The organism is Petropleomorpha daqingensis (assembly GCF_013408985.1).
Classification (GTDB): domain Bacteria; phylum Actinomycetota; class Actinomycetes; order Mycobacteriales; family Geodermatophilaceae; genus Petropleomorpha; species Petropleomorpha daqingensis.
Window position 1 is genome coordinate 3,714,518 of record NZ_JACBZT010000001.1, and the last position, 21,042, is coordinate 3,735,559.

Here is a 21,042-nt window from a genome sequence, read left to right on the forward strand (position 1 = left end):
CCCGTGGTGACCACGCAGGACGGAGCCCGCTCGAGCGGCCTCTCGGAACGCATCGCTGGACGGGCGCTGCTCTTCGTCGCCCTCACCGGCGTCGGGGTCGCGGTGTACGCCGTGTCGGTGGTGGTCCTCGGCCCTCAGGTGCCCGTCCACGGCGCCTTCGCCGTGCTGGTCGGCGGGGCGATGGCGGCCGTGCTCCTCCTGGCCCGGGACACCGCCCAGCGCGGGGTGGACTGGCTGCTCTACGGCGACCGGCGGGCGCCCGAGCGGGCCGTCCTGCGGGTCGGCCGGCGGGCCGAGTCGGCGGCGGACCCGAGCGGGCCGGTCGACGCGCTCGTCGAGACGCTCGCCGCGGCGCTGCGCCTCTCCTACGCCGAGGTGGTGCTCGACGCGGGGCCGGCGGACTGCCGGGTCGGCATCCCGACCAGCCGGGTCAGCGAGATCCCGCTGGTCTCGCAGGGACGCCGGCTGGGCACGCTGCGGGCCGGCCGGCGCGGGGAGCCGCTGAGCCGGCCGGACCTGCAGGTGCTCGCCGGCGTCGCCCCGCAGCTGGCCGCGGCGGCCGAGACGGTCCGGCTTCAGGCCAGCCTCGCCCGTGCCCGCGAGCGGGTCGTCCGCGCCCGCGAGGAGGAGCGCCGGCGGCTGCGGCGCGACCTGCACGACGTCCTCGGCCCCGCCCTGGCGGGGGTCGGTCTCGGCCTCGACGCCGCGCGCAGCCGCGCAGCGCGAGACCCGGCCGGCGCCGACGCGCTCATCGTCCAGGTGCAGGACGAGGTGCGCGAGTGCGTCGGCGAGATCCGCAAGATCATCGAGGGGCTCCGCCCGCCGGTGCTCGACGACCGCGGCCTGCTCGGCGCGCTGCAGCAGCACGCGGACCTGCTCACCACCCGCGCGCCGGCCCTGCGGGTCGAGGTGGCGGGCGCCGTGCCTCCGGGGCTGCCCGCCGCGGTCGAGGTGGTCGCCTACCTGATCGGCCAGGAGGCGGTCACCAACGCCGTCCGTCACGCCGCCGCCGGGCGGGTCACCGTGACGCTGACCCCCGAGGACGGCGACCTCCTGTTGGAGGTGCGCGACGACGGCCGCGGGCTGCCCGCCGATCCCGGCGGCGGGGTGGGCCTGGGGTCGATGCGGGAGCGAGCGGAGGAGATCGGCGGCTCGCTCGCCGTCGGCCCGGGGCCGGACGGCGGCACGCGGGTGGCGGCGCGGCTGCCGCTGCGTGCCGCGGTGGCGGTCTCGTGATCCGCGTGCTGCTGGCCGACGACCACCCGGCGTTCCTGCGCGGGCTGCAGGCGATGCTCGCGGAGAGCGGGGACGTCGAGATCGTGGGGACGGCGACGACCGGGCGGGCGGCGGTCGACGCCGTCCGCGAACTGCGGCCCGACGCCGTCGTCATGGACCTGCACATGCCCGAGCTGGACGGTGTCGAGGCCACCGCGTGGATCGCGCGCGAGGCGCCGGGCACCGCCGTCCTTGTGCTGACCATGCACGACGACGACGCCTCGCTGCGGGCTGCGCTGCAGGCCGGCGCCTCCGGCTACCTGCTCAAGGAGGCCGGCGGTCCGGACATCGTGCGGGCGCTGACCGGCGTGGTGAACGGCGACGCCGTCTTCGGCCGCACGCTGGCCCCACGGGTGCGGCGCCAGGTGGCCGCAGACCCGACCCCGGCCGAGCCGGCCTTCCCCATGCTGACCAGCCGCGAGGTGGAGGTGCTCGAGCTACTCGCCCGTGGGCGCAGCAACGGCCAGATCGCCACCGCGCTGTTCCTGTCGGCGAAGACGGTGCGCAACCACGTCTCCAACATCCTGGTCAAGCTGCCCGCGGCCGACCGGCACGCAGCCGCGGAGCTCGCTCGCGCCGCCGGGCTGGGCACCGACCCGGGCCGGCCGGCCTGGCGGGAGAGCGCCCGGCGTCCCGCGGACCCGGGTCGCGGCGCCCCATGACCGCGGGACGCGGCCGGCAGCACGGTGGGGGAGTCCGCCCGACCCTCCCGAGAGGTGCCCGATGATCCAGCGCCACCCGTTCCGCCTGATGCTCGGCCTTGTCGTCCTCGCCGCGGTGTTCTTCGCCCTCGGCGGCCCCGGGCGCAACGACACGTCCGGCCCGTGGATGTACGTCAGCGGCCTCAGCTTCATCGCGTTCCTGCTGACGACGGCGACGCTCGTCGTCCTCGGCCTGTACCTGCTGGCCGTCCGGCTGCGCGCCCACCGCTCCGCGGCCGACCGCTAGACGCAACGAGGCCCCCAGCTCGTCGAGCCGGGGGCCTCGGTCACGCGATCGCCGATCAGTACCAGTGCTTGCGTCCGCCGACCGTCGCCCGGCCGGTCGTACCCACCAGCAGCAGGACCAGGCCGATGACCGCCACGATGATGCCGATCGTCGTCAGGATCCCGATGTGCAGGAACAGGCCCAGCAGCAGCAGGATCAGTCCCAGGATGATCACGTTTCCTCCTCTGTGCGCATACGGGGTGCGCAGCGCTGATATCGCCGTTGATGCCCACTGGGGTTCACAGGTAGTCCGATCTCACCCGATCGGGCGGTCCGCCCCGTGCCACACTGCGGCGCGTGGCGCGGGGCAGCAGCGGGGAATCGGTGCTCACCCGCGCGGTGCGGATCCTCGAGGTGTTCACGCCGGAGGAGCCGTCGCTGCCGGTGAGCGAGATCGCCCGGCGGGCCTCGTTGCACGTCGCGACCGCGTCCCGGCTGGTCGCCGAGCTGACCGGGCACGGCCTGCTCGCCCGGCAGCCGGACGGCCGGGTGCGGATCGGCGTGCGGCTCTGGGAGCTGGCCTTCCGCGCCTCGCCGGCGCTGAGCCTGCGCGAGGCGGCGATGCCCTACCTCGAGGACCTGCACGCGATCGTCGGCCACCACGTGCAGCTCGCGGTCCTCGACGGCGAGCAGGTGCTGTTCCTGGAGCGGCTGTCCTCACCCGGCGCCGTCGTCAACTACACGCGGATCGCCGGGCGGCTGCCGCTGCACGTCTCCTCGTCCGGCGTGGTGCTGCTGGCGCACGCCGACCGCGCGCTGCAGGAGCGGGTCCTGGCCCGGCCGCTGGTGCGCTACACCGACGCCACGATCACCTCGCCGGACCGGTTGCGCGCGCTGCTGGCCGACGTCCGCCACCGGGGGTCGGTGCAGCTGGACGGGGCCGTGCACGAGGAGGCGACGGGGATCGCCGTCCCGGTCCGCGACGCCGGGGGCGACGTGGTCGCGGCGCTGTCGGCGATCGTGCCGAACGACGGCCAGGCGCACACCCGCATCCCGGTGCTGCTCGCCGCCGCCCGCGGCGTGCACCGAGCCCTGGGAGCCCCGCCGCCACCGTGGTCTCTCATTGGATGAGACTGCTCTGTCCCGGAGTGTGACCCGCACCGCACCCTCGTCGTCATGACTGCCGCCGCACCGCCGCGGACGACGACCGTCACCCTCGCCGTCACCGGCAAGGAGCTCGTCGCCGAGGGCGTCGCCACGCTGACCCTCGCCCGGCCCGACGGCGGCCGGCTGCCGGACTGGACGCCGGGCTCGCACATCGACCTCGTGCTGCCCAACGGGCTGACCCGCCAGTACTCGCTGTGCGGCGACCGCTGGGACGCGCACTCCTACCGGGTCGGCGTGCTGCTGGAGACCGGGGGCCGGGGCGGCTCGTCGCACGTGCACGAGCAGCTGCAGCCCGGGCACCTGGTCGGCGTCGGCGGTCCGCGCAACAACTTCCCGATGGTGCCGGCCGAGCGCTACGTGTTCGTCGCCGGCGGCATCGGCATCACGCCGCTGCTGCCGATGGTCCAGCAGGCCGACCTGCTCGGCGCGGACTGGCAGCTGCTCTACCTCGGCCGCAGCCGACGGTCGATGGCGTTCCTCGACGAGCTGGCGCCCTACGGCGACCGGGTCGTCGTCCACGCCAAGGACGAGCTCGGCCCGCTGGACCTGGCCGGCTTCCTGGGCACGCCCGCCGAGGGCACCCGGGTCTACTGCTGCGGGCCCACGCGGCTGCTCACCGCGCTGGAGACCGCCTGCGCCGACCTGCCGCCGTACACGCTGCGCACCGAACGGTTCGTCGCCGAGGAGCAAGGCGCGCCCGCCCGGACCGCGCCGTTCGAGGTCGAGCTCGCCCGCACGGGCGCGACGGTGACCGTGACGCCGGACGTCTCGGTGCTGGAGGCCGTGGGCAGCGCCGGCGTCGAGGTCCTCTCCTCCTGCCGGCAGGGCATCTGCGGCACCTGCGAGACCGGCGTCCTCGCCGGCCGCCCCGACCACCGCGACTCGCTGCTCGACGACGCCGAGCGCGCCGCCGGCGACTGCATGTACATCTGCGTCTCCCGGGCGCTGACCGACCGCCTCGTCCTGGACCTGTAAGGAGCCCCCCGTGACCGTCACCCCCGAGGCGCCCGCGATCGAGGCGCCGACCAGCGACGTCGACCCGTTCAGCCACGAGGTGCTCGAGGACCCGATGCCGATGCACGAGGAGCTCCGCGAGGCGGGGCCGGTCGTGTACCTGCGTCGGTACGACATCTACGCGGTCGCCCGCTACCAGGAGGTGCACGCGGCGCTGACCGACTGGCAGGAGTTCCCTTCGGCGGACGGTGTCGGGCTGTCCAACTTCCGGTACGAGAAGCCGTGGCGGCCGCCGAGCCTGCTGCTGGAGGCCGACCCGCCGAGGCACGACGCCCCGCGCCGCGTGCTGTCGAAGATCCTGGGCCCGCGCGCGCTGCGGAAGCTGCGCGAGGACTGGTTCGCCGACGCCGAGGTGCTGGTCGACGAGGTGCTCTCGAACGGGCCGGAGTTCGACGCCGTCGAGTCGCTGTCCTCGGTGTTCCCGCTGCGGGTGTTCCCGGACGCCGTCGGGCTGCTGCCGGACGGCCGCGAGAACCTCCTGCCCTACGGCGACCACGCGTTCAACGCCTTCGGCCCGGCCAACGACCTGGTCGCCAAGGGCGAGCCGCGGGTGGCGGAGCTCGCGGGCTGGGTGGGCTCCCGCTGCGCCCGCGAGGCGCTGACCGACGACGGCTTCGGCGCGGCGATCTGGGCGGCCTCCGACCGCGGCGAGATCACCCCGCAGCAGGCGCCGCTGGTCGTGCGCTCGCTGCTGACCGCCGGTGTCGACACCACGGTGCACGGCATCTCCGCCGTCCTGTACGGCCTGGCCACGCACCCCGAGGAGTGGCAGCGGCTCCGGGCCAACCCGGCCCTGGCCCGCGTCGCGTTCGACGAGGCGGTGCGCTGGGAGTCGCCGGTGCAGACGTTCTTCCGGACGGCGAACCGCGACGTGCAGCTCGGCGGGACCACCGTGCCCGACGGCAAGAAGGTCCTCATGTTCCTCGCGGCGGCCAACCGCGACCCGCGACGCTGGGAGGACCCCGACCGGTTCGACCTCACGCGCGACCCGTCGGGGCACGTCGGGTTCGGCATGGGGATCCACCAGTGCGTGGGTCAGCACGTCGCGCGGCTGGAGGCCGAGGCGGTGCTGCACGCGCTGGCCCGGAGGGTGGAGTCCTTCGAGGTGGCCGGCGCGACGCGGCGGCACCACAACAACACCCTGCGCGCCTTCGACAGCCTGCCGCTGCGCATGCACCTCGCCTGATCCGGAGGCTGGGAGCGCAGGTTTCCTGCGCTCCCGGCCTCCGCTCAGCCGGTCGGGACCGTCGGGCGCGGCCGGGCCGCTGCGGCGCGCGGATCGCGGCCGGCGGCGATGACCGCCAGGGACCGCAGCGCGGCCACCGCACCCACCGGCTCGATCGCCGACGGCGACGCGCCGTGGTGGTGCCGGTAGATGCGCACCCGCAGCGCCGCCGGCCGGCTGCGGAAGTGCACCGGGGGCTCCAGGACGACGGCCTCGCCGTCGATGCCCGCGGGCACCGGCCCATCGGAGTCGACGGTGAACTCCGGCTCGGTGAACTGCCGCCAGGGCAGCGGCCCCCCGGGCCCTTCCGAGGCGGAGCTGCGGGGGTCGAGCACGGTGACCCCGAGCAGGCCGTCGGTCAGCGACGGGCGGCTGCCGGCCCCCGCCGCTCCGCCGAGCCGGTACTGGCCGTTGGAGACCAGCACGACCGCGGCGCCCTTCTTGACCCGCCCACCCGGTGTGGTCCACCGCAGCGGCGGGCAGTCGCTGGACGGGCTGACCACCATCGGGACCGTGGCCAGCAGGGTGCGGATCTTCCGCTGCCGGTAGCCGGCCTGCTGCACGGCCTCGGCGTAGATGCCGAGCGACACGTTGTTCACGAACACCCGGCCGTTGACCTCGCCCAGGTCGACGACTCGTTCGCCGCCGTCGACGAAGGCGTCGAGCGCGCCGACGACGTCCTCCCGGTCGACCCCGAGGTCGAGCGCGAAGTGGTTGCGGGTCCCCGACGGGATGCAGGCGTAGGGCAGGCCGTGCTCGGCGGCGACGGCCGCGACGATCGCCTGCGAGCCGTCGCCGCCCGCCATCGCGAGCCCGTCGGCACCACCGGCGACCGCGTCGCGGACCAGCTCCTCGAGGTCGTCGCCGGGGTGCAGTTCGACCGTCGCGATGTCGCGGGCCTTCGCCTGCTCGACCAACCCGACGCGGGCCGCCTTCCCGTCGCCGGACCGCGGGTTGACGAACAGCACCGGCCGCTGCGGGGGCACGGCGTGGGGCAGCGCCACGTGGGTGTCGAAGGCGATGCGGGCACCGACGTGCCACACCAGCACCCCGAGGGCGAACAGCAGCAGCAGCCGCAGGAACCCGTCGTCGGCCAGCGCCCAGAACATGCCGGCCAGTGCGGCCAGGGCGAGGAGGATCGCGCCGGAGCGCGCCCAGCCCCGGCGGAGCACGGTCTCCCACGTCGCGCCGACGGCCAGCAGGCCGCCGCCGAGGAACACCAGGCCGCGGGGGAAGTCGTCGAACGCGGCGACGAGCGCGACGCCGAGCGTCCACACCGCTGCGGCGAGGGCGATCGCCGCGGCGGCACGGCGGCCCGTGGTCCTTCGGTGCACGGCTCACACCTCCTGGCCCCCGCGGGGAGGTGCCCGACGTTCCCGAGGACGGCGGCCCCCGTCAAGGGGCCGTCGTCACCGGTCGGGGCTCAGCAGGGAGTGGCCGGGCCGACCTCGGCGCACCCGTCGTCGACAGTGGTCAGCGGGCCGCCGGGGGAGGGCACCGACGAGTTCCGGGGCACGGCGACGAGGACGACGGCGACGGTGACCGCGGCCAGGACGGCGACGGCGAGCACGAGCAGGAGGCGGTGGGCGGCGGCCCAGGCGGCGGGGGAGGGGTGGACGGTGGTGGACATCGCTGGCTCCTCGGCGGGACGGCGGGCCCGAGCGGACCCGCCGTCCACGCTCGCCACTGCCCGACCGGCGCGACATTCGCCTTCGGGCGTATTTCTCGCGGCGCCGAACCGGCCTACCGTCGTCGTCCAGTCCGGTGGAACCTGCCTTCCGGAGGCGCCATGGACAGCGGCCACCTGCGGGAGAAGGACGCCGACCTCATGCTGCGGGTGATCGAGGAGAGCCTGCGGGATCCGCAGGGGCCGGCCATGCCGGATGCGCTGCTCATCGGCCTGCAGGAGCTGGTCCCGTGCGATCACGGGGTGAGCTACCAGCACCACCGGCCCGGGGCCCACGAGTGCCGGGTGATCCACTGGGCCGACCCAGGCGGGCCCACGGGGGTGGAGTGGCCGGGGCGGTCACCGGCCGCCGAGCCGTTGTGGCAGCTCTGGCCGACGGCCATGTGCTCGTGGCCGCAGCGCGCCGGCGATCTGCGCACGGTCATCCACAGCGACGACTTCTACCCGACCGACCGGGCCTGGCGGGCGGACCCGCTGAGCGAGGTCATGAGCGAGGTCCGGTACTCGATGATCGTGTCGCTGCCGGCGCCGCGCAGCGAGGCCCGCCGGCTGTGCTTCCAGCGCAGCGCGGACCCGGCCTTCACCGAGCGGGACCGGCAGGTGGTCGCGCTGCTGCGCCCGCACCTGCAGGAGATCTGGCTGGCCGCCGAGCAACGGCGGCGCGGCGTCCCGGACCTCACGCCGCGGGAGTGGGAGGTGCTGGAGCTGGCGGCGGCGGGGTTCGCGTTCGCCGAGATCGCCGCGCAGCTATACGTGTCGGTGGGCACCGTCCGCAAGCACATGGAGCACGTGCGCGAGCGGCTCGGCGTGCACAGCGTGGCGGCCGCGGCAGCGATCGCGCTGCCGCGGCCGCCCGCTCAGCGCTCCCGCAGGTAGGCCGCCGCCGTCGACTCGGAGTGCCACGGCGCGGTTTCTGCGCCCCTGGCACTCCGTTCAGTCGTCGGGGAAGAGGACGCCGAGGCCGAGGCGGGTCGGACGGCGGAACGGCCGCCACGCGTCGGCCGGCTGGGCGAGCCGGTCGGCGACCACCCACAGCACGGCCGGATCGAGCCCCATGCCCAGGTGGCTCGCCCGGACGGCGATGTTCTCGCTGGTCGGCCCGGTCTCCTGCAGGCACGCCCGCCAGGGGACGACGCCGTCCCAGCGGGAGTAGATCGACGTGCTCGGCATCGGCAGCGCGCGGCGCAGCGGAGTCCGGGACGTCGACAGCCGCCGGGTCGAGTGCAGCGGCCGGTAGCGCTCGAACACCCGCGCGGCCGGCGAACCCGGCTCCGGCCGGGAAGCGGCGAACGGCGAGCCGAGGGTGATCACCTGCCGGACCTGGGCCGGCGCACGCAGCGCCAGCCGCCGGGCGTAGATGCCGCCGAGGCTCTGCCCGACGATGCTCACCGGCGACCCGTGCTGCGCGTGCAGCCGCGCGAGCAGACGCGGCAGCTCGTCGACCACCTCCTGGGTCGGCCCGCGGTTGCGGCCCAGCTCCCAGCCGACGACGGGATAGCCGAGACTGCGCAGCCAGCGGCGCAGCGTCCCGGTGGACAGGTCCGTCGCCCCCAGCCCCGGCAGCACCAGCACGGGGTGCCGGTCGCCGCGCGGGGCGAAGGCGAGCACCGGCAGGGCAGCGGCGAACGCGCCGGCGCTGGCGGCGGCGCGCAGCGGCTCGGTCGCCGCCAGCAGCCGGCGGTCGATCGGGCGGCTCACTCGGTCGGCGGGAGCAGTCGGGGGAGGAACACCTCGTCGATCGGCCGGGGGCCGATGTACTGCCGGCAGGTGCACGGCACCCAGGTGTGGCCCGCGAAGCGACCGCGACGGTCGAAGGTCTCGCGGCGCAGTTCGGCGTAGCAGGTCGAGGTCTCGGTGTCGTGCTGGCTCAGGGGGTGCCCGCAACCGCAGATCGGGGTCACCGGCGGGGGCGGCCCGGTCGGGCGGCGACGCGACAGCCGCCCGCCCACGAAGCCCGCGGCCAGCAGCGCCGCACCCACCACCAGGGTGATTGGTTCCACCGGTGTCCCTCCTCCTCGCTCGCGTCCGACGGTAGCGCCGAGGAGCCCCGCGTGGAGCGGCGTCCCACCGACGACCCCCAGGCGGACCGATCTCGTCCGAAATTCCTCGTCCGGCGGGATTGATCGCTTGTGAGGTGGGGCACAGCACTCCCGTGGAGAGCTACGCCGTCGGGTTCGCGCGACCCGACCGCCGGTCCTGGGGGAGGCCGGTCGAGGACACCCGGCCCTGGCACGCAGTCGCGGCCCACCGGCCGCCGGACGAGCTGGACGGGGAGGTGGAGCTCGCGGTCTGCGGGGCCATCGTGCAGGTGTGGGGATCGCAGCACTGGGAGCGCGTCGGCGTCGGCCGCACCGCGTGCCCGGACTGCGTGCGCATCACCGCCGTCGTGCCGGTGCTCACGAAGACGCTGACGACCGCGAGCTGACGCGCGGTCAGCGGCGGTCGGGGCGCCGTCCGCTGATCGCCGACAGGCCGGTGATCTCCCGGCCGACGATGAGGGCCTGCACGGAGTCGGTGCCCTCGAAGGTGAACACCGCCTCCATGTCCGCGTGGTGCCGGGCGACGTGGTGCTCGAGCAGGATCCCGTCGCCGCCGAGGATGTCGCGCGCGTCGGCGACGATCGCCCGCGCTTTCGCGGCGTGGTTCATCTTCGCCATCGAGGCCATCGCCGCGGTCATCCGGCCCTCGTCGGCGAGCTTCGACAGCCGCCAGCACATGAGCTGCATCGCGGTGATCTCCGCCAGCATCCGGGCCAGCTTGTCCTGCACCAGCTGGTAGCCGGCGATCGGCTGCCCGAACTGCTCGCGCTCCAGGGCGTGCGCCAGGGCCAGCTCGTAGGACGCCGTCGCCAGGCCGAGGGCACGCCAGGCGACGGTGTACCGGGTGCGGTCGAGCACCGTCGAGACGTCCTTGAACGAGCGGCAGTTCTCCAGCCTGTTCTCGGCCGGCACCCGGACGTCGTCGAGGGTGATCTCGGCCTGCCACACCGCCCGCAGCGCCGTCTTCCCGGTCATCACCGTCGCCGTGTAGCCCGGGGTGCCCTTCTCGACGACGTACCCGCCGACGTTCCCCTCCTCGTCGCGGGCCCAGATGAGCACGTAGTCGGCGATCGACCCGTTGCCGATCCACTTCTTCTGGCCGTTCAGGACGTAGGAGTCGCCGTCCCGGCGGGCCGAGGTCTCCAGGCCGACGGCGTCGGAGCCGTGCCGCGGCTCGGTGAGCCCGAACGCGCCGATCTTCTCCAGCCGAGCCATCTGCGGCAGCCAGCGCTCCCGCTGCTCCGCCGAGCCCAGCATCGCGATCGACTGCATCGCCAGGAAGCTGTGCACCCCGTAGAAGGTGCCGATGCTGCCGTCGGCGCGCGCCCACTCGGCGGCGACGAGACCGGCGGCGACCGCGCTCATGCCCGGCGACCCGTAGCCCTCGACGGTGCCGCCGGAGATGCCCAGCTCCGCGATCTTCGGCACCAGCTCGAAGGGGAACTGCGCGCGCTCCCAGTAGTCGTTGATCCGCGGGGTGACCTCCTGCTCGCAGAAGGCGCGCACCCGGTCGCGGATCGCGATCTCGTCGGGTTCCAGCAGGTCCTCGAAGGCGTAGAAGTCGGTCGGCGAGGTCACGGCGCGACGCTAACGGGACACGGTCGGTGCCGCTCGTCGGTGATCACTTCCGGCGCCGTTGACCGGTCGGAGAGGGCGGGTCGACACTGACCGGCGCGCGGAAGGAGCCCGCCATGTCGTGGAACCTGAAAGGCAGCTACGCGGAGACCTGCTCCTGCGAGCTGATGTGCCCGTGCAACACGTCGCTCGACCACGGCGCCACCTACGACTACTGCCGGGTGGTCCTCGCCTGGGACATCCGCGAGGGGCAGGTCGAGGGCACGGATGTCGGCGGCCGCCGGGTCGTGCTGATCGCCGACACCCCGAAGGTGATGACCGACGGCAACTGGCGGCTGGGCGTGTTCATCGACGACGGCGCGTCGGACGAGCAGTTCGACAAGCTCGTCCAGGTCTACGGCGGCCAGCTCGGCGGCCCGATGGCCGCGCTCGGCCCGCTGGTGGGGGAGATGCTCGGCGTGGAGCGGGCGCCGATCACCATCTCCGGAGACGGGCTGCGGCACGGGGTGCGCGTCGGCGACGTCATCGACTTCGAGATCGAGGACATCGTCCCGTTCGGCAAGCCGGACGGGACGCCGGTCCGCTTCGACGGCATGTTCCACCCCGTCGCCCCGAACCTGACGATGGCCGAGGCGAAGCGCTCGCGCATCGACGCCTTCGGCATCCGCTACGAGGGGAAGACCGGACTGTCCACGTCGGAGTTCAGCTGGGCCGCGTGACGGCGTGAGCGCCCCGGCGCAGGCCCGGGCCGCCGGCGAGGGACTGGCCCCCGCCTTCGCCGCCGTGCGCGTGCGGCTCGGCCTCGTCGCGCTGCTGTTCGTCCTGGCCGCGGTCGGCTGGTGGTGGACGGTCCGCGAGATGCAGGGCATGGACGACGGCCCGTGGACCGCCCTCGGCGCGCTCGGCTGGTTCCTCGGCGTCTGGGTCGTGATGATGGCCGCGATGATGTTCCCGTCGGTCGCGCCGACGGTGGCTCTCTACTCCCGCATGACCCGCTCGCGCGCGCCGCTGCAGCCGCTGGTCTTCGTCGCCGGCTACCTGCTCACGTGGGCCGTCGCCGGCCTCGTCGCCTTCGGAGCCGTGGCGCTGGTGAACGCGCTGGCCGGCGACGTGCTCGCCTGGGACCGCGCCGGCCGCTGGGTCGCCGGGACGACGCTGATCGTCGCCGCCGTGTACGAGCTGACCCCGCTCAAGGACGTGTGCCTCGGCAAGTGCCGCAGCCCGCTCGGGCTGCTCCTCGGCTCGTGGCGCGACGGCCCGGCCGGCGCGCTGCGCATGGGCGCGAAGAACGGCGCCTGGTGCGTCGGCTGCTGCTGGGCGCTGATGGCGTCGCTGTTCGCGCTCGGGGTCATGAGCATCGTCTGGATGGCCGTCGTCGCCGGGATCATCGCCGTGGAGAAGACGCTGCCCTGGCGGCGGGTCGCGACCTACGGGACGACGGCGCTGCTGCTCGCGCTCGGCGTGCTGCTCCTCGTCGCGCCCGACGCCATCCCGGCGCTCACCGTGCCCGGCAGCGCCTCGATGACCGAGATGGCGCCCTAACCGGGGTCCGGCGGTGTCAGGCCGGCCCGTCGGCGGATGTCCGCGAGAGCATCCGCCGGGATGTCCTCGGGGGACACCGGCTGGAGGTCCTCCCGAGCGAACACACCGAGACCAGCGCCGGCCTGGGCGACCAGCAGCCCGCCGACGGGCAGGCTCTCCCCGACCATGCCGAACGGCGGATTGCCGTCCGCCTGGTCGTGGGCGTGCGGGAGTATCCGCACGTAGTCGCCCTGCTTCGGCGTGGGTCCCCCGCTGCCGCCCGGCTCGACCACGTCGCGCAGGCTAACGGTCGCTCGCTGGGCCCGATGGCCGGCGCGTCGTCGACCGCCTAGGTGAGCAGACCGCGCAGGTAGGCGGCCTGGCCGGTGTGCTGCAGGTCGTCGGAGAGCACGCTCACCAGGCGGACGCCGAGGGTGACCGGCGGGTCCCAGCGCTCGTCGACGACCCGGTCGAGGTCGTCGTCCGAGAGCCCCCGCAGGAAGTCCTTCGACTGCTCGTGGACGGCGGCCGCGTAGTCGAGCAGCAGCTGCGGCGACTCGACGCGGACGGCGGCGACGTCGTCCGGACCGAAGCCGTAGCCGGTGGCGTCGTCGTCGAAGGGCAGGTCGAAGCGACGGGCCCAGCCGCCCGCCTTCCAGACCTGCTCCCGGCCGGCGACCTCGGCGACGTGGTCGTCCTGCACCCGGACCAGGTGCCACGCGAGCCAGGCGATGGTGTTCGCCTCGGGCCCGACCCGGGCGGTGAGCTGCTCGGCGGTCAGCCCGTCGAGGGCGCGCTTCAGGGTGCCCTGGATCTGGTCGTAGGCGTAGAGCAGCAGGTCTCGGCTTCGCATGCGCTGCCGCTACCCCCGGTGCGGTGCGGCGAACACCGGAGGGTGGACGACGGCCCCCGGAATGCCGACACTGCCCAGCACGGGTCGGCCGACGACGGGGACGGGCGTGGAGATCTCGACGGGCACGGTCATCGGCGGCTACGTCGTCCGCGAGCAGCTCGGCGCCGGCGGCATGGGCTCGGTCTACCTCGTCCGGCACCCCACGCTGCCCCGCGACGTCGCCCTCAAGGTGCTGCACGCGGGCCTGTCCGCCACCCCCGCGATGCGCGCCCGGTTCGAGCGGGAAGCCGAGCTGCTGAGCCGCCTGTCGCACCCCAACGTGGTCGACGTGCGCGACCGCGGGCAGCAGGGCGACCTGCTGTGGATGGCGATGCAGTACGTCCCCGGGCCCGACCTCGCCACGCTGCTGGAGCGGTCCGGGGCGCTGCCGCCCGAGCGCGCCCTCGACATCGTCGCGGCCATCGGCAACGCCCTGGACCACGCGCACGCGTGCGGGCTGCTGCACCGCGACGTCAAGCCGGCCAACATCCCGCTGGCCCAGATCCCGGGCGGCGGCGAGCGGGTGATGCTCACCGACTTCGGCATCGGCCGGGACATGACCGCCTCCTCGGCGCTCACCCAGGACGGCGAGGTGGTGGCCTCCTTCGCCTACGCGGCCCCGGAGCAGGTGAGCGGCGCGGCGATCGACGCGCGGGCCGACGTCTACTCGCTCGGCGCCGTCCTGTTCGAGCTGCTCACCGGGCGCCGCGCCTTCGACGCCGACTCGCTGCCCGCTCTCCTGTACGCCGTCGTGCACGCGCCGCCGCCGGACGTGCGTGCCGTGCGGCCCGACCTCCCGCCCGCGATCAGCGGGGTGCTTGCCCGCGCGATGGCCAAGGACCCGGCCGACCGCTACCGCTCCTGCGCGGAACTCGTCGCCGCGGCCCGCGCCTGCTGGCCGGCGCGGGTGCCGGCGCCGGAGACCTCGGTCGGACCGGTGCCGGTGCCGCCTCCTCCGCAGCACCCGACCGCCCCGGCCCGGTCGCGACGCGGTCCGCTGGTGGCCGCCGCTGCCGTGCTGGTCGTGATCACCATCGGCGTCGCGGTGCTCGTGATCGCGCCGTGGCGGGGGGAGGCGGAGGACCCGGGGAACGGCCCGGCCGCGACCGGTTCGACCTCGCAGTCCCGCTCTGGCGGGCTGCAGGACTGGGGCCAGGCGCAGTTCGTCGTCGACGACTTCCCGAGCCTGCTGCCGGCAACGCCGGCCGATGAGGGCTGGGGCGGCGGCTCCTGCGCGCCCACCGCGTTCGCCGACGACGTGCACGCCGACGTCGGCGTCACCTGCAGCTACGACAACGGCATCACCGCCGAGGTGACGCACTACCCGGACGTCGCGGCACGCGACGCGCGGCGGGCTGAGCTGGAGCAGGGCGACGCCGCCGACTCGCCGCAGAGCTGGGGGATCGGCAACGCGCGGGCGGGGATCCGGCTGCTCAGCGAGGACGACCCCCAGTTCATCTGGCAGTGGATCATGTTCAACCAGCCCGACAAGGCGCTCTACGTGGTGATCCTGGAGTGGGCGGAGCACACCCACGCCGAGCTGGCCGAGGAGTGGTTCAGCCAGGCGCCGTTCACCGGACCGGCCGGCACCTGACCCGTCACGCGGGCTGGTCGGCCGTGATCCAGCACAGGCAGAAGGGGTGCCCGGCGGGGTCCGCGTAGACCTGGAAGGCGTCCGGCGCGGGCCCCTCCTCGACCGGCTTCAGCACCGTCGCGCCCAGCGACGTCACGGTGGCGTGCGCCTCGTCGAAGTTCTCGACCCACAGGTCCAGGTGGATCTGCTGCGGCGGCGTGCCGTCCGGCCAGTCCGGCGGCACGTGGTCCGGCGCGAGCTGGACGCCGACCCGCGGTGCGCCGTCGACCATCACCATGTGCCAGTCGTCCTCGGCGTCGACGGTGCCGCCGAGCACGCCCGCCCAGAATCGGCTCTCGGCCTCGAGGTCGGCCGCGTCGAACACGACCACCTGGTGGTTGATCTTCACGCGCGCATCCTGCGTCCTCCTGCCGACAGGTTCAGCCCAGCCCGAGGACGTGCAGCACCAGCCAGACCAGGCCGCCCAGGACGGCGAGGACGACGACCAGCGCCGTCACGACCGGGACGACGACCCACCGCTTCTTGAACCGCCGCCGGCGCTGGGGGGCTGACGGCGGCCGCCCGGCCGCGGTCTGCCGGCGCCGCTCGACCAGCGTCCGGGCCTGGTCGCGGGCGTCGCGGGCGACCGAGCCGAGCACCGCCGCCGAGGCCGCGGCCAGCTGCTTGAGGTCCGCCGCGTCGAAGCGGTGCACCGACTCGTGCGCCACCGGCGGGGGCGGCGGAGGCGGAGGTGTGGTCGGCGGCACCTCGGCGCCGGCGAGCACCGCCTGCAGCCCCTCCCGCGCCTGGGCGGCGGTGCTGCGCCGGGCGGGATCCTTGGCGAGCAGCGCGCGCACCACCGGCTCGAGCGGGCCGGCCCGGACCATCGGCGCCGGGTCCTCCGCGACGACCGCCATCGCGGTGGCCATCGGCTCGCCGCGGCTGAACGGCGGGCGGCCCTCGACGGCCGCGTAGAGGGTCGCGCCGAGCGACCAGAGGTCCATCGCCGGCCCGGGCTCGTCGCCGTGCAGGCGCTCGGGGGACATGAACGACGGCGAGCCGATCAGCGCGCCCTGCGTCGTCAGCGGGGTCTCACCCAGACTCGTGGCGATGCCGAAGTCGGTCAGGCAGGCGTGCCCGTCGCGCTCCACCAGCACGTTGGCCGGCTTGACGTCGCGGTGCACGATGCCGGCGGCGTGCGCGGCCTCCAGCGCCGACAGGACGTCGAGGCCGATCGTCGCCACCGCCCGCGGCGAGAGCGGCCCGCCGTGCTCGAGCAGCGACTGCAGGCTGTCGGCGTCGACGTGCTCGAGCACCAGCCAGGGCTTGCCGTCCTCCTCGACCACGTCGTAGACGGTCGTGACGCGCGGGTGGTCCAGCCGGGCCGCCGCCCGCGCCTCGCGCAGGGTGCGCTCGCGCAGCACCCCGCGCTCCTCGTCGGTCAGCCCGATCGCGAAGGTCAGCTCCTTGATCGCGACCTGGCGGTGCAGCACCTGGTCGGTCGCCCGCCAGACGACCCCCATGCCCCCGCGGCCGAGGACGTCGGTGAGCGCGTACCGCCCGCCCAGGACGCGGTCGGCCGTTACCGCTCCTCCTCCTGGTCGGCGGTGCCGGCCTCGGGGCTGCTCTGCGCCTCCAGCTCCTCGGCCTGCTCCGGGGTCTCCATCTCCAGCGCGATGTCGCGCGGCTCGGGCAGGCTGGGCGGGGCGGTGGTCTCGTTGGGTTCGGGCGTCGTCATGGCGCGGATCTGCCCCGTGACCTCGCGACCTACACTCCGGCGGATGCCGATCACCCGGCTCCTGGTGGCCAACCGGGGCGAGATCGCCGTCCGCATCCTGCGGACGGCGGCGGCCCTCGGACTGCGCACGGTCGCGGTCGCCCCGGCCGACGACGCCGGATCGCTGCACGTGCGACGCGCCGACGACGCCGTCCGGCTGGCCGGCGCCGGACCGGCCGCCTACCTCGACGTCGCGGCGATCGTGGCGGCCGCGACGCGGTCGGGCGCCGACGCCGTCCACCCGGGCTACGGGTTCCTCGCCGAGTCAGCCGAGCTGGCCCGCCGCTGCGCCGAGGCCGGGCTGGTCCTCGTCGGCCCCGACCCGTCGGCGCTGGAGCTGTTCGGCGACAAGGGCCGCGCGCGGGCACGGGCGCGGGAGCTCGGCGTCCCGGTGCTCCGTGCGACCGACGGCCCGACCGACCTGGACGAGGCCCGTGCGTTCCTGCGCGAGGTCGGACCGGTCATGGTCAAGGCGCTGGCCGGGGGCGGTGGCCGCGGCCAGCAGCCGGTGCGGTCGGCCGAGGAGCTGCCCGAGGCGCTCGATCGGTGCCGGTCGGAGGCCCGCGCCGCCTTCGGCGTCGCCGACGTGCACCTCGAGGAGCTGTGGACCGGAGCGCGGCACGTCGAGGTGCAGGTGGCCGGGGACGGCGAGACGGCGGTCGCGCTCGGCGACCGCGACTGCAGCGTGCAGCGCCGGCGGCAGAAGCTGGTCGAGATCGCCCCGGCCCCGGCGCTGGACCCCACGCTGCGCCGTCGGCTGACCGAGGCCGCGGTCGCCCTCGGCCGGTCGGTCGGCTACCGCGGGCTGGCCACCGTGGAGTTCCTCGTGCGCGGCGGCGAGTGCGCCTTCCTCGAGGTCAACCCGCGACTGCAGGTGGAGCACACGGTCACCGAGGAGGTCACCGGCCTGGACCTGGTGGAGGTCGGGCTCCGGCTCGCGGGCGGCGCCACGCTGGCCGACCTCGGTCTCGACCGGCCGGTCGAGATCCGCGGCGCCGCCGTCCAGGCGCGGGTGAACGCCGAGACCCTGCGCCCCGACGGCACCGTGCACCCCGCCGCCGGCCGCCTGGAGCGGTTCGTCCCGCCGGCCGGCCGGGGCGTGCGGGTGGACGCCGGCGTGGTCGCCGGGGACGAGGTCAGCCCGCGCTACGACTCGCTGCTGGCCAAGGTCGTCGTCGCCGACCGCGACCTGCCGCGCGCTCTCGCCGCCGCCGGCCGCGCGGTCGCCGAGTTCGAGGTGGCCGGCCCGGCGACGAACCTGCCGCTGCTCGCCGCGCTGCTGGCCCGCCCGGAGCTCGCCGACGCGACGATGACCACCGACTTCCTCGACGCCCACCTGGCCGAGCTGCTGCCTCCGGCGCTCGCCGAGCGGCCGACCGACGCCGACGTCGTCGCCGCACCGCTGCAGGGCGTCGTCGTCGAGATCGCGGTGGCCGAGGGCGACCGCGTGCCCGCCGGCACGACGCTGCTCGTGCTCGAGGCGATGAAGATGGAGCACGTCGTCCGGGCGCCGGCGGCGGGGGAGGTGAGCGGCCTGCGGGTCGCCGTCGGCGACGTCGTCGCCGAGGGTGACGTGCTCGCCCGGCTGTCCCCGGCCCCCGACGAGGCGGCCGCCGAGGAGGACGCCGGCGAGGTCGATCTCGACGCGATCCGGCCCGAGCTGGCCGAGTCGCTGGAGCGGCACCGCACCGGTCTGGACGATGCCCGCCCGGACGCCGTGGCCGCGCGGCACGCCGCGGGCCGGCGGACCGCGCGGGAGGTGGTCGCGGCGCTGTGCGACGAGGGGTCCTTCGTCGAGTACGGCGCGCTGGGCCTCGCCGCGCAGCGCCGGCGGCGGTCGCTCGAGGAGCTGGTCGCCCGCACGCCCGCCGACGGCATGGTGACCGGGATCGGCGAGGTCGACGGGGTGCCGTGCGCCGTCCTGGCCTACGACTACACCGTGCTGGCCGGCACTCAGGGAAAGGTCAACCACGCCAAGACCGACCGGCTGCTGACCCTGGCCGAGCAGCGCCGGCTGCCGGTGGTGCTGTTCGCCGAGGGCGGTGGTGGGCGGCCCGGGGACACGGACACGTCCGGCGTCTCGCTGCTCGACGTCCCGACCTTCACGACGATGGCCCGGCTGGCAGGGAAGGTGCCGACGATCGCGGTGGTGAGCGGCTACTGCTTCGCGGGCAACGCCGCCCTGGTCGGCGTCTGCGACGTGATCGTCGCGACCGAGGGCAGCAGCATCGGCATGGGCGGCCCGGCGATGATCGAGGCCGGCGGGCTGGGCGTCGTCGCGCCCGAGGACGTCGGCCCGGTGCGGGTGCAGACGGCCAACGGGGTGCTCGACGTCGTGGTCCCGGACGACGACGCCGCGGTCGCCGCCGCCCGCGCCGCGCTCGGCCTGCTCACCGGACGGGTCGTGCCGGGGGAGGGCGCGGACCAGCGGCGGCTGCGGCACCTGCTGCCGGCCAACCGGGTGCGCAGCTACGACGTCCGGCCGGTGCTGGAGACCCTCGCCGACGCCGGCAGCGTGCTCGAGCTGCGGCCCGCCTTCGGCCGGGGGATCGTCACCGCTCTGGCCCGGCTCGACGGGCGGCCGGTCGGGGTGCTGGCCAACGACCCGCGGCATCTCGGCGGCGCGATCGACGCCGAGTCGGCGGACAAGGCCGCGGCGTTCCTGCGGCTGTGCCAGACGCACCGGCTGCCGGTGCTCTCCCTGGTCGACACCCCCGGCTTCATGGTCGGCCCGGAGTCGGAGACGACCGGGACCGTCCGCCGCTTCGGCGGGCTGTACGTCGCGGGTGCCGCGCTCACCGTGCCGCTGGTGGCCGTCGTCCTGCGCAAGGCCTACGGCCTCGGCGCGATGGCGATGACCGGCGGCGACATGCGCGCACCGCTGCTCACCGTCGCCTGGCCGACCGGCGAGTTCGGGCCGATGAGCCTGGAAGGCGCCGTCCGGCTGGGCTACCGCCGCGAGTTCGAGGCGCTGCCCGACGACGCCGCCCGTTCCCGGCGCTTCGCCGAACTGGTCGCGCAGGCCTACGAGCAGGGCAAGGCGCTCAACGTCGCCTCCGTGTTCGAGATCGACGACGTGATCGACCCGGCCGACACCCGCGCGGTGATCAGCGCGGCGCTGGCGGCGGCCGGCCGGGATCAGCTCCCCTGATCGTGACTGTTCCTGGCTCACGCCGGGAGGTGAGCCAGGAACCGCTGTGCTGAGCCCGGACGTTGCCGGCGGACCTTTGGTTCCTCTACGGTAACCGTCACCCATGAGCAACCAATCGGCCGCAGACGGCGCGTTCGACGCTCTCGGCGACCCGATGCGGCGCCGGATCCTCGAGTGCCTGCGCGACGGCGCGCTGCCGGTGGGGGAGCTGGCCGGCCGGTTGCCGGTGGGCCGCCCCGCCGTCAGCAAGCACCTGCGCGTGCTTGAAGGCGCCGGGCTGGTCGAGCACCGCTCGCGCGGCACCCGCAACCTGTACGCGCTCGCTCCGGGCGCCCTCGCGCCGCTGCAGCAGTGGCTCACCGGGGTGTGGGACACCGCGCTGGCGTCCTTCGCGCAGTTCGTGGACGACGAGGAGAGGAACCGCCCGTGAGCACCGTCCGGCCCGTCCGCCGTCAGGTCGTCGTGGGCGCCCCGCCCGAGCGCGCGTTCGCGCTGTTCACCGAGCGCATCGGCGAGTGGTGGCCGCTCGGCGCAGGCCACAGCGTCTTCGGCGAGGGCGGCACGGTCGCCTTCGAGGGCGGGGAGCTGGTCGAGCGGTCCGGAGACCGGGTCGCGGTATGGGGGAAGGTGCTCACCTGGGAGCCGCCCGGCACCCTCGAGCTCACCTGGCACCCCGGTCGCGCGGCGGAGATCACCACCCGCGTCCGCGTGACCTTCGAGCCCGACGACGAGCGCACCCTCGTCACGCTCGAGCACGACGGCTGGGAGCGGCTGGCCGAACCGCAGGCCGCCCGCGACGACTACGACGAGGGCTGGCCGGTCGTCCTCGCCCGGTTCGCCGCCCTGCTCGAGGACCGCTGGTTCGCGCTGCTGCACCGGCCGGGTCCCTCGCTCCCGGAGGGCGCCTCGATCTTCGCCCAGCCGGAGTTCGCCGAGCACCTGGCGTTCCTGGGCCGGCTGCGCGAGCGCGGGCTGCTGGTGGCCGCCGGCCCGGTGCTCGGCGGCGAGGACGGCTCGGGGATGACCGTCGTCCGGGTGCGGCCCGAACACGGGGACGTCGACGTCGAGGAGCTCGCCACGAAGGACGACCTCTGCGTCGCGCAGGGCTTCCTCGCCGTCGAGGTCCGCCCTGGCGTGTGATGCTCATCGCCTGAGGCACCTCAGACCGTCTCTCAGGTGCTCTGCGCTGCGGAAATGAGGGGTCAGCCGCACCGGAACT

The 21,042-nt window shown here is 75.0% G+C and carries 24 protein-coding genes and 1 pseudogene; 14 read left to right on the top strand and 11 right to left on the bottom strand.

The annotated features are described in order from the left end of the window. Positions 1–3: 3 nt before the first annotated feature. The 3 genes from GGQ55_RS18410 (at position 4) to GGQ55_RS18420 (ending at position 2,223) form a co-directional block, all read left to right on the top strand. A complete protein-coding gene (locus GGQ55_RS18410) occupies positions 4–1,236 on the top strand; it encodes a sensor histidine kinase (RefSeq protein WP_179719187.1) in 1,233 nt (410 codons plus the stop codon). Next, on the top strand, positions 1,233–1,937 hold the full coding sequence (locus GGQ55_RS18415; RefSeq protein WP_179719189.1) for a response regulator: 705 nt from the start codon (positions 1,233–1,235) through the stop codon (positions 1,935–1,937). Before GGQ55_RS18410 ends, GGQ55_RS18415 begins: the two co-directional genes overlap by 4 nt. Positions 1,938–1,998: 61 nt before the next feature. After that, positions 1,999–2,223 carry a hypothetical protein gene (locus GGQ55_RS18420; protein ID WP_179719191.1) on the top strand — a complete coding sequence of 75 codons (225 nt, stop codon included), beginning with the start codon at positions 1,999–2,001 and terminating at the stop codon, positions 2,221–2,223. A gap of 55 nt (positions 2,224–2,278) precedes the next feature. Here GGQ55_RS18420 and GGQ55_RS18425 read toward each other — a convergent pair whose 3' ends face one another. Then, positions 2,279–2,437, bottom strand: a complete 159-nt coding sequence (locus tag GGQ55_RS18425; RefSeq protein ID WP_179719193.1) for a DUF6131 family protein — start codon at positions 2,435–2,437, stop codon at positions 2,279–2,281. 122 nt (positions 2,438–2,559) lie between these two features. On the opposite strand from GGQ55_RS18425, the gene GGQ55_RS18430 reads away from it, so the two are divergent. The 3 genes and pseudogenes from GGQ55_RS18430 (at position 2,560) to GGQ55_RS18440 (ending at position 5,569) form a co-directional block, all read left to right on the top strand. Further along, positions 2,560–3,333: an IclR family transcriptional regulator gene (locus GGQ55_RS18430; protein WP_179719195.1), complete on the top strand. Its 774-nt coding sequence runs from the start codon at positions 2,560–2,562 to the stop codon at positions 3,331–3,333. Positions 3,334–3,399: 66 nt separating this feature from the next. Next, positions 3,400–4,344, top strand: a pseudogene (locus tag GGQ55_RS18435) (PDR/VanB family oxidoreductase); the annotation flags it as partial. A gap of 10 nt (positions 4,345–4,354) precedes the next feature. After that, complete coding sequence (locus GGQ55_RS18440) at positions 4,355–5,569, top strand: cytochrome P450 (protein WP_179719199.1); 1,215 nt, start codon at positions 4,355–4,357, stop codon at positions 5,567–5,569. A 44-nt stretch (positions 5,570–5,613) separates the two neighbouring features. Here the strand turns inward: GGQ55_RS18440 and GGQ55_RS18445 are convergent, their stop codons facing one another. Both GGQ55_RS18445 and GGQ55_RS18450 read right to left on the bottom strand, forming a co-directional pair. Then, a complete protein-coding gene (locus tag GGQ55_RS18445; RefSeq protein ID WP_179719201.1) occupies positions 5,614–6,942 on the bottom strand; it encodes a diacylglycerol/lipid kinase family protein in 1,329 nt (442 codons plus the stop codon). Between the two features lie 89 nt (positions 6,943–7,031). After that, positions 7,032–7,238 carry a hypothetical protein gene (locus GGQ55_RS18450; protein WP_179719203.1) on the bottom strand — a complete coding sequence of 69 codons (207 nt, stop codon included), beginning with the start codon at positions 7,236–7,238 and terminating at the stop codon, positions 7,032–7,034. Between the two features lie 159 nt (positions 7,239–7,397). On the opposite strand from GGQ55_RS18450, the gene GGQ55_RS18455 reads away from it, so the two are divergent. After that, positions 7,398–8,171 (top strand): helix-turn-helix transcriptional regulator, encoded by a 774-nt coding sequence (locus GGQ55_RS18455; protein WP_179719205.1) that lies wholly within the window; start codon positions 7,398–7,400, stop codon positions 8,169–8,171. A 57-nt stretch (positions 8,172–8,228) separates the two neighbouring features. On the opposite strand, the gene GGQ55_RS18460 is transcribed toward GGQ55_RS18455, so the two are convergent. Together GGQ55_RS18460 and GGQ55_RS18465 are read right to left on the bottom strand one after the other, a co-directional pair. Next, positions 8,229–8,993 (bottom strand): lipase family alpha/beta hydrolase, encoded by a 765-nt coding sequence (locus GGQ55_RS18460; protein ID WP_179719207.1) that lies wholly within the window; start codon positions 8,991–8,993, stop codon positions 8,229–8,231. After that, positions 8,990–9,295: a hypothetical protein gene (locus GGQ55_RS18465; protein WP_179719209.1), complete on the bottom strand. Its 306-nt coding sequence runs from the start codon at positions 9,293–9,295 to the stop codon at positions 8,990–8,992. The genes GGQ55_RS18460 and GGQ55_RS18465 overlap by 4 nt, the downstream gene beginning before the upstream one ends. A 152-nt stretch (positions 9,296–9,447) precedes the next feature. On the opposite strand from GGQ55_RS18465, the gene GGQ55_RS18470 reads away from it, so the two are divergent. Then, positions 9,448–9,720, top strand: coding sequence for a hypothetical protein (locus GGQ55_RS18470; RefSeq protein ID WP_179719211.1), 273 nt, complete (start codon positions 9,448–9,450; stop codon positions 9,718–9,720). 7 nt (positions 9,721–9,727) lie between these two features. On the opposite strand, the gene GGQ55_RS18475 is transcribed toward GGQ55_RS18470, so the two are convergent. Continuing rightward, positions 9,728–10,912 (bottom strand): acyl-CoA dehydrogenase family protein, encoded by a 1,185-nt coding sequence (locus GGQ55_RS18475; protein ID WP_179719213.1) that lies wholly within the window; start codon positions 10,910–10,912, stop codon positions 9,728–9,730. A gap of 113 nt (positions 10,913–11,025) precedes the next feature. Between GGQ55_RS18475 and GGQ55_RS18480 the strand changes: the two genes are divergently transcribed. After that, positions 11,026–11,628 (top strand): DUF1326 domain-containing protein, encoded by a 603-nt coding sequence (locus GGQ55_RS18480; RefSeq protein WP_179719216.1) that lies wholly within the window; start codon positions 11,026–11,028, stop codon positions 11,626–11,628. Positions 11,629–11,632: 4 nt separating this feature from the next. Next, the gene (locus tag GGQ55_RS18485; protein ID WP_366489666.1) at positions 11,633–12,451 is read left to right on the top strand and encodes a DUF2182 domain-containing protein; all 819 of its coding nucleotides are present in this window, start codon (positions 11,633–11,635) and stop codon (positions 12,449–12,451) included. Here the strand turns inward: GGQ55_RS18485 and GGQ55_RS18490 are convergent. Continuing rightward, on the bottom strand, positions 12,448–12,723 hold the full coding sequence (locus tag GGQ55_RS18490) for a hypothetical protein (RefSeq protein ID WP_179719218.1): 276 nt from the start codon (positions 12,721–12,723) through the stop codon (positions 12,448–12,450). The two genes, GGQ55_RS18485 and GGQ55_RS18490, sit on opposite strands and share 4 nt — an antisense overlap. 56 nt (positions 12,724–12,779) lie before the next feature. Beyond that, entirely contained in the window at positions 12,780–13,283 is a 504-nt protein-coding gene (locus GGQ55_RS18495) for a mycothiol transferase (protein WP_179719220.1), read from the bottom strand. A 106-nt stretch (positions 13,284–13,389) separates the two neighbouring features. Between GGQ55_RS18495 and GGQ55_RS18500 the strand changes: the two genes are divergently transcribed. Beyond that, positions 13,390–14,916: a serine/threonine-protein kinase gene (locus GGQ55_RS18500; RefSeq protein ID WP_179719222.1), complete on the top strand. Its 1,527-nt coding sequence runs from the start codon at positions 13,390–13,392 to the stop codon at positions 14,914–14,916. A 4-nt stretch (positions 14,917–14,920) separates the two neighbouring features. On the opposite strand, the gene GGQ55_RS18505 is transcribed toward GGQ55_RS18500, so the two are convergent. Genes GGQ55_RS18505 through GGQ55_RS18515 form a run of 3 tightly spaced genes read right to left on the bottom strand, consistent with a single transcriptional unit; the run spans position 14,921 to position 16,633 of the window. Beyond that, positions 14,921–15,304, bottom strand: coding sequence for a VOC family protein (locus tag GGQ55_RS18505; RefSeq protein WP_179719224.1), 384 nt, complete (start codon positions 15,302–15,304; stop codon positions 14,921–14,923). A 31-nt stretch (positions 15,305–15,335) separates the two neighbouring features. Then, positions 15,336–16,463 carry a serine/threonine-protein kinase gene (locus GGQ55_RS18510; protein ID WP_281371694.1) on the bottom strand — a complete coding sequence of 376 codons (1,128 nt, stop codon included), beginning with the start codon at positions 16,461–16,463 and terminating at the stop codon, positions 15,336–15,338. A gap of 14 nt (positions 16,464–16,477) precedes the next feature. Next, positions 16,478–16,633 (bottom strand): hypothetical protein, encoded by a 156-nt coding sequence (locus GGQ55_RS18515; RefSeq protein ID WP_179719228.1) that lies wholly within the window; start codon positions 16,631–16,633, stop codon positions 16,478–16,480. Between the two features lie 43 nt (positions 16,634–16,676). Between GGQ55_RS18515 and GGQ55_RS18520 the strand changes: the two genes are divergently transcribed. From GGQ55_RS18520 to GGQ55_RS18530, 3 genes are all read left to right on the top strand, one after another. Continuing rightward, the gene (locus GGQ55_RS18520) at positions 16,677–19,823 is read left to right on the top strand and encodes an acetyl-CoA carboxylase family protein (RefSeq protein ID WP_179719230.1); all 3,147 of its coding nucleotides are present in this window, start codon (positions 16,677–16,679) and stop codon (positions 19,821–19,823) included. 103 nt (positions 19,824–19,926) lie between these two features. Further along, the gene (locus GGQ55_RS18525) at positions 19,927–20,253 is read left to right on the top strand and encodes an ArsR/SmtB family transcription factor (RefSeq protein ID WP_179719232.1); all 327 of its coding nucleotides are present in this window, start codon (positions 19,927–19,929) and stop codon (positions 20,251–20,253) included. Beyond that, positions 20,250–20,963: an SRPBCC domain-containing protein gene (locus GGQ55_RS18530; RefSeq protein ID WP_218859340.1), complete on the top strand. Its 714-nt coding sequence runs from the start codon at positions 20,250–20,252 to the stop codon at positions 20,961–20,963. The genes GGQ55_RS18525 and GGQ55_RS18530 overlap by 4 nt, the downstream gene beginning before the upstream one ends. The last annotated feature ends 79 nt before the right edge of the window (positions 20,964–21,042 follow it).

Coding starts and splice junctions, on each gene's coding strand:
- GGQ55_RS18515 (WP_179719228.1), bottom strand. CDS start 16,633: ATGACGACGCCCGAACCCAACGAGACCACCGCCCCGCCCAGCCTGCCC.
- GGQ55_RS18450 (WP_179719203.1), bottom strand. CDS start 7,238: ATGTCCACCACCGTCCACCCCTCCCCCGCCGCCTGGGCCGCCGCCCAC.
- GGQ55_RS18520 (WP_179719230.1), top strand. CDS start 16,677: ATGCCGATCACCCGGCTCCTGGTGGCCAACCGGGGCGAGATCGCCGTC.
- GGQ55_RS18480 (WP_179719216.1), top strand. CDS start 11,026: ATGTCGTGGAACCTGAAAGGCAGCTACGCGGAGACCTGCTCCTGCGAG.
- GGQ55_RS18455 (WP_179719205.1), top strand. CDS start 7,398: ATGGACAGCGGCCACCTGCGGGAGAAGGACGCCGACCTCATGCTGCGG.
- GGQ55_RS18525 (WP_179719232.1), top strand. CDS start 19,927: ATGAGCAACCAATCGGCCGCAGACGGCGCGTTCGACGCTCTCGGCGAC.
- GGQ55_RS18420 (WP_179719191.1), top strand. CDS start 1,999: ATGATCCAGCGCCACCCGTTCCGCCTGATGCTCGGCCTTGTCGTCCTC.
- GGQ55_RS18495 (WP_179719220.1), bottom strand. CDS start 13,283: ATGCGAAGCCGAGACCTGCTGCTCTACGCCTACGACCAGATCCAGGGC.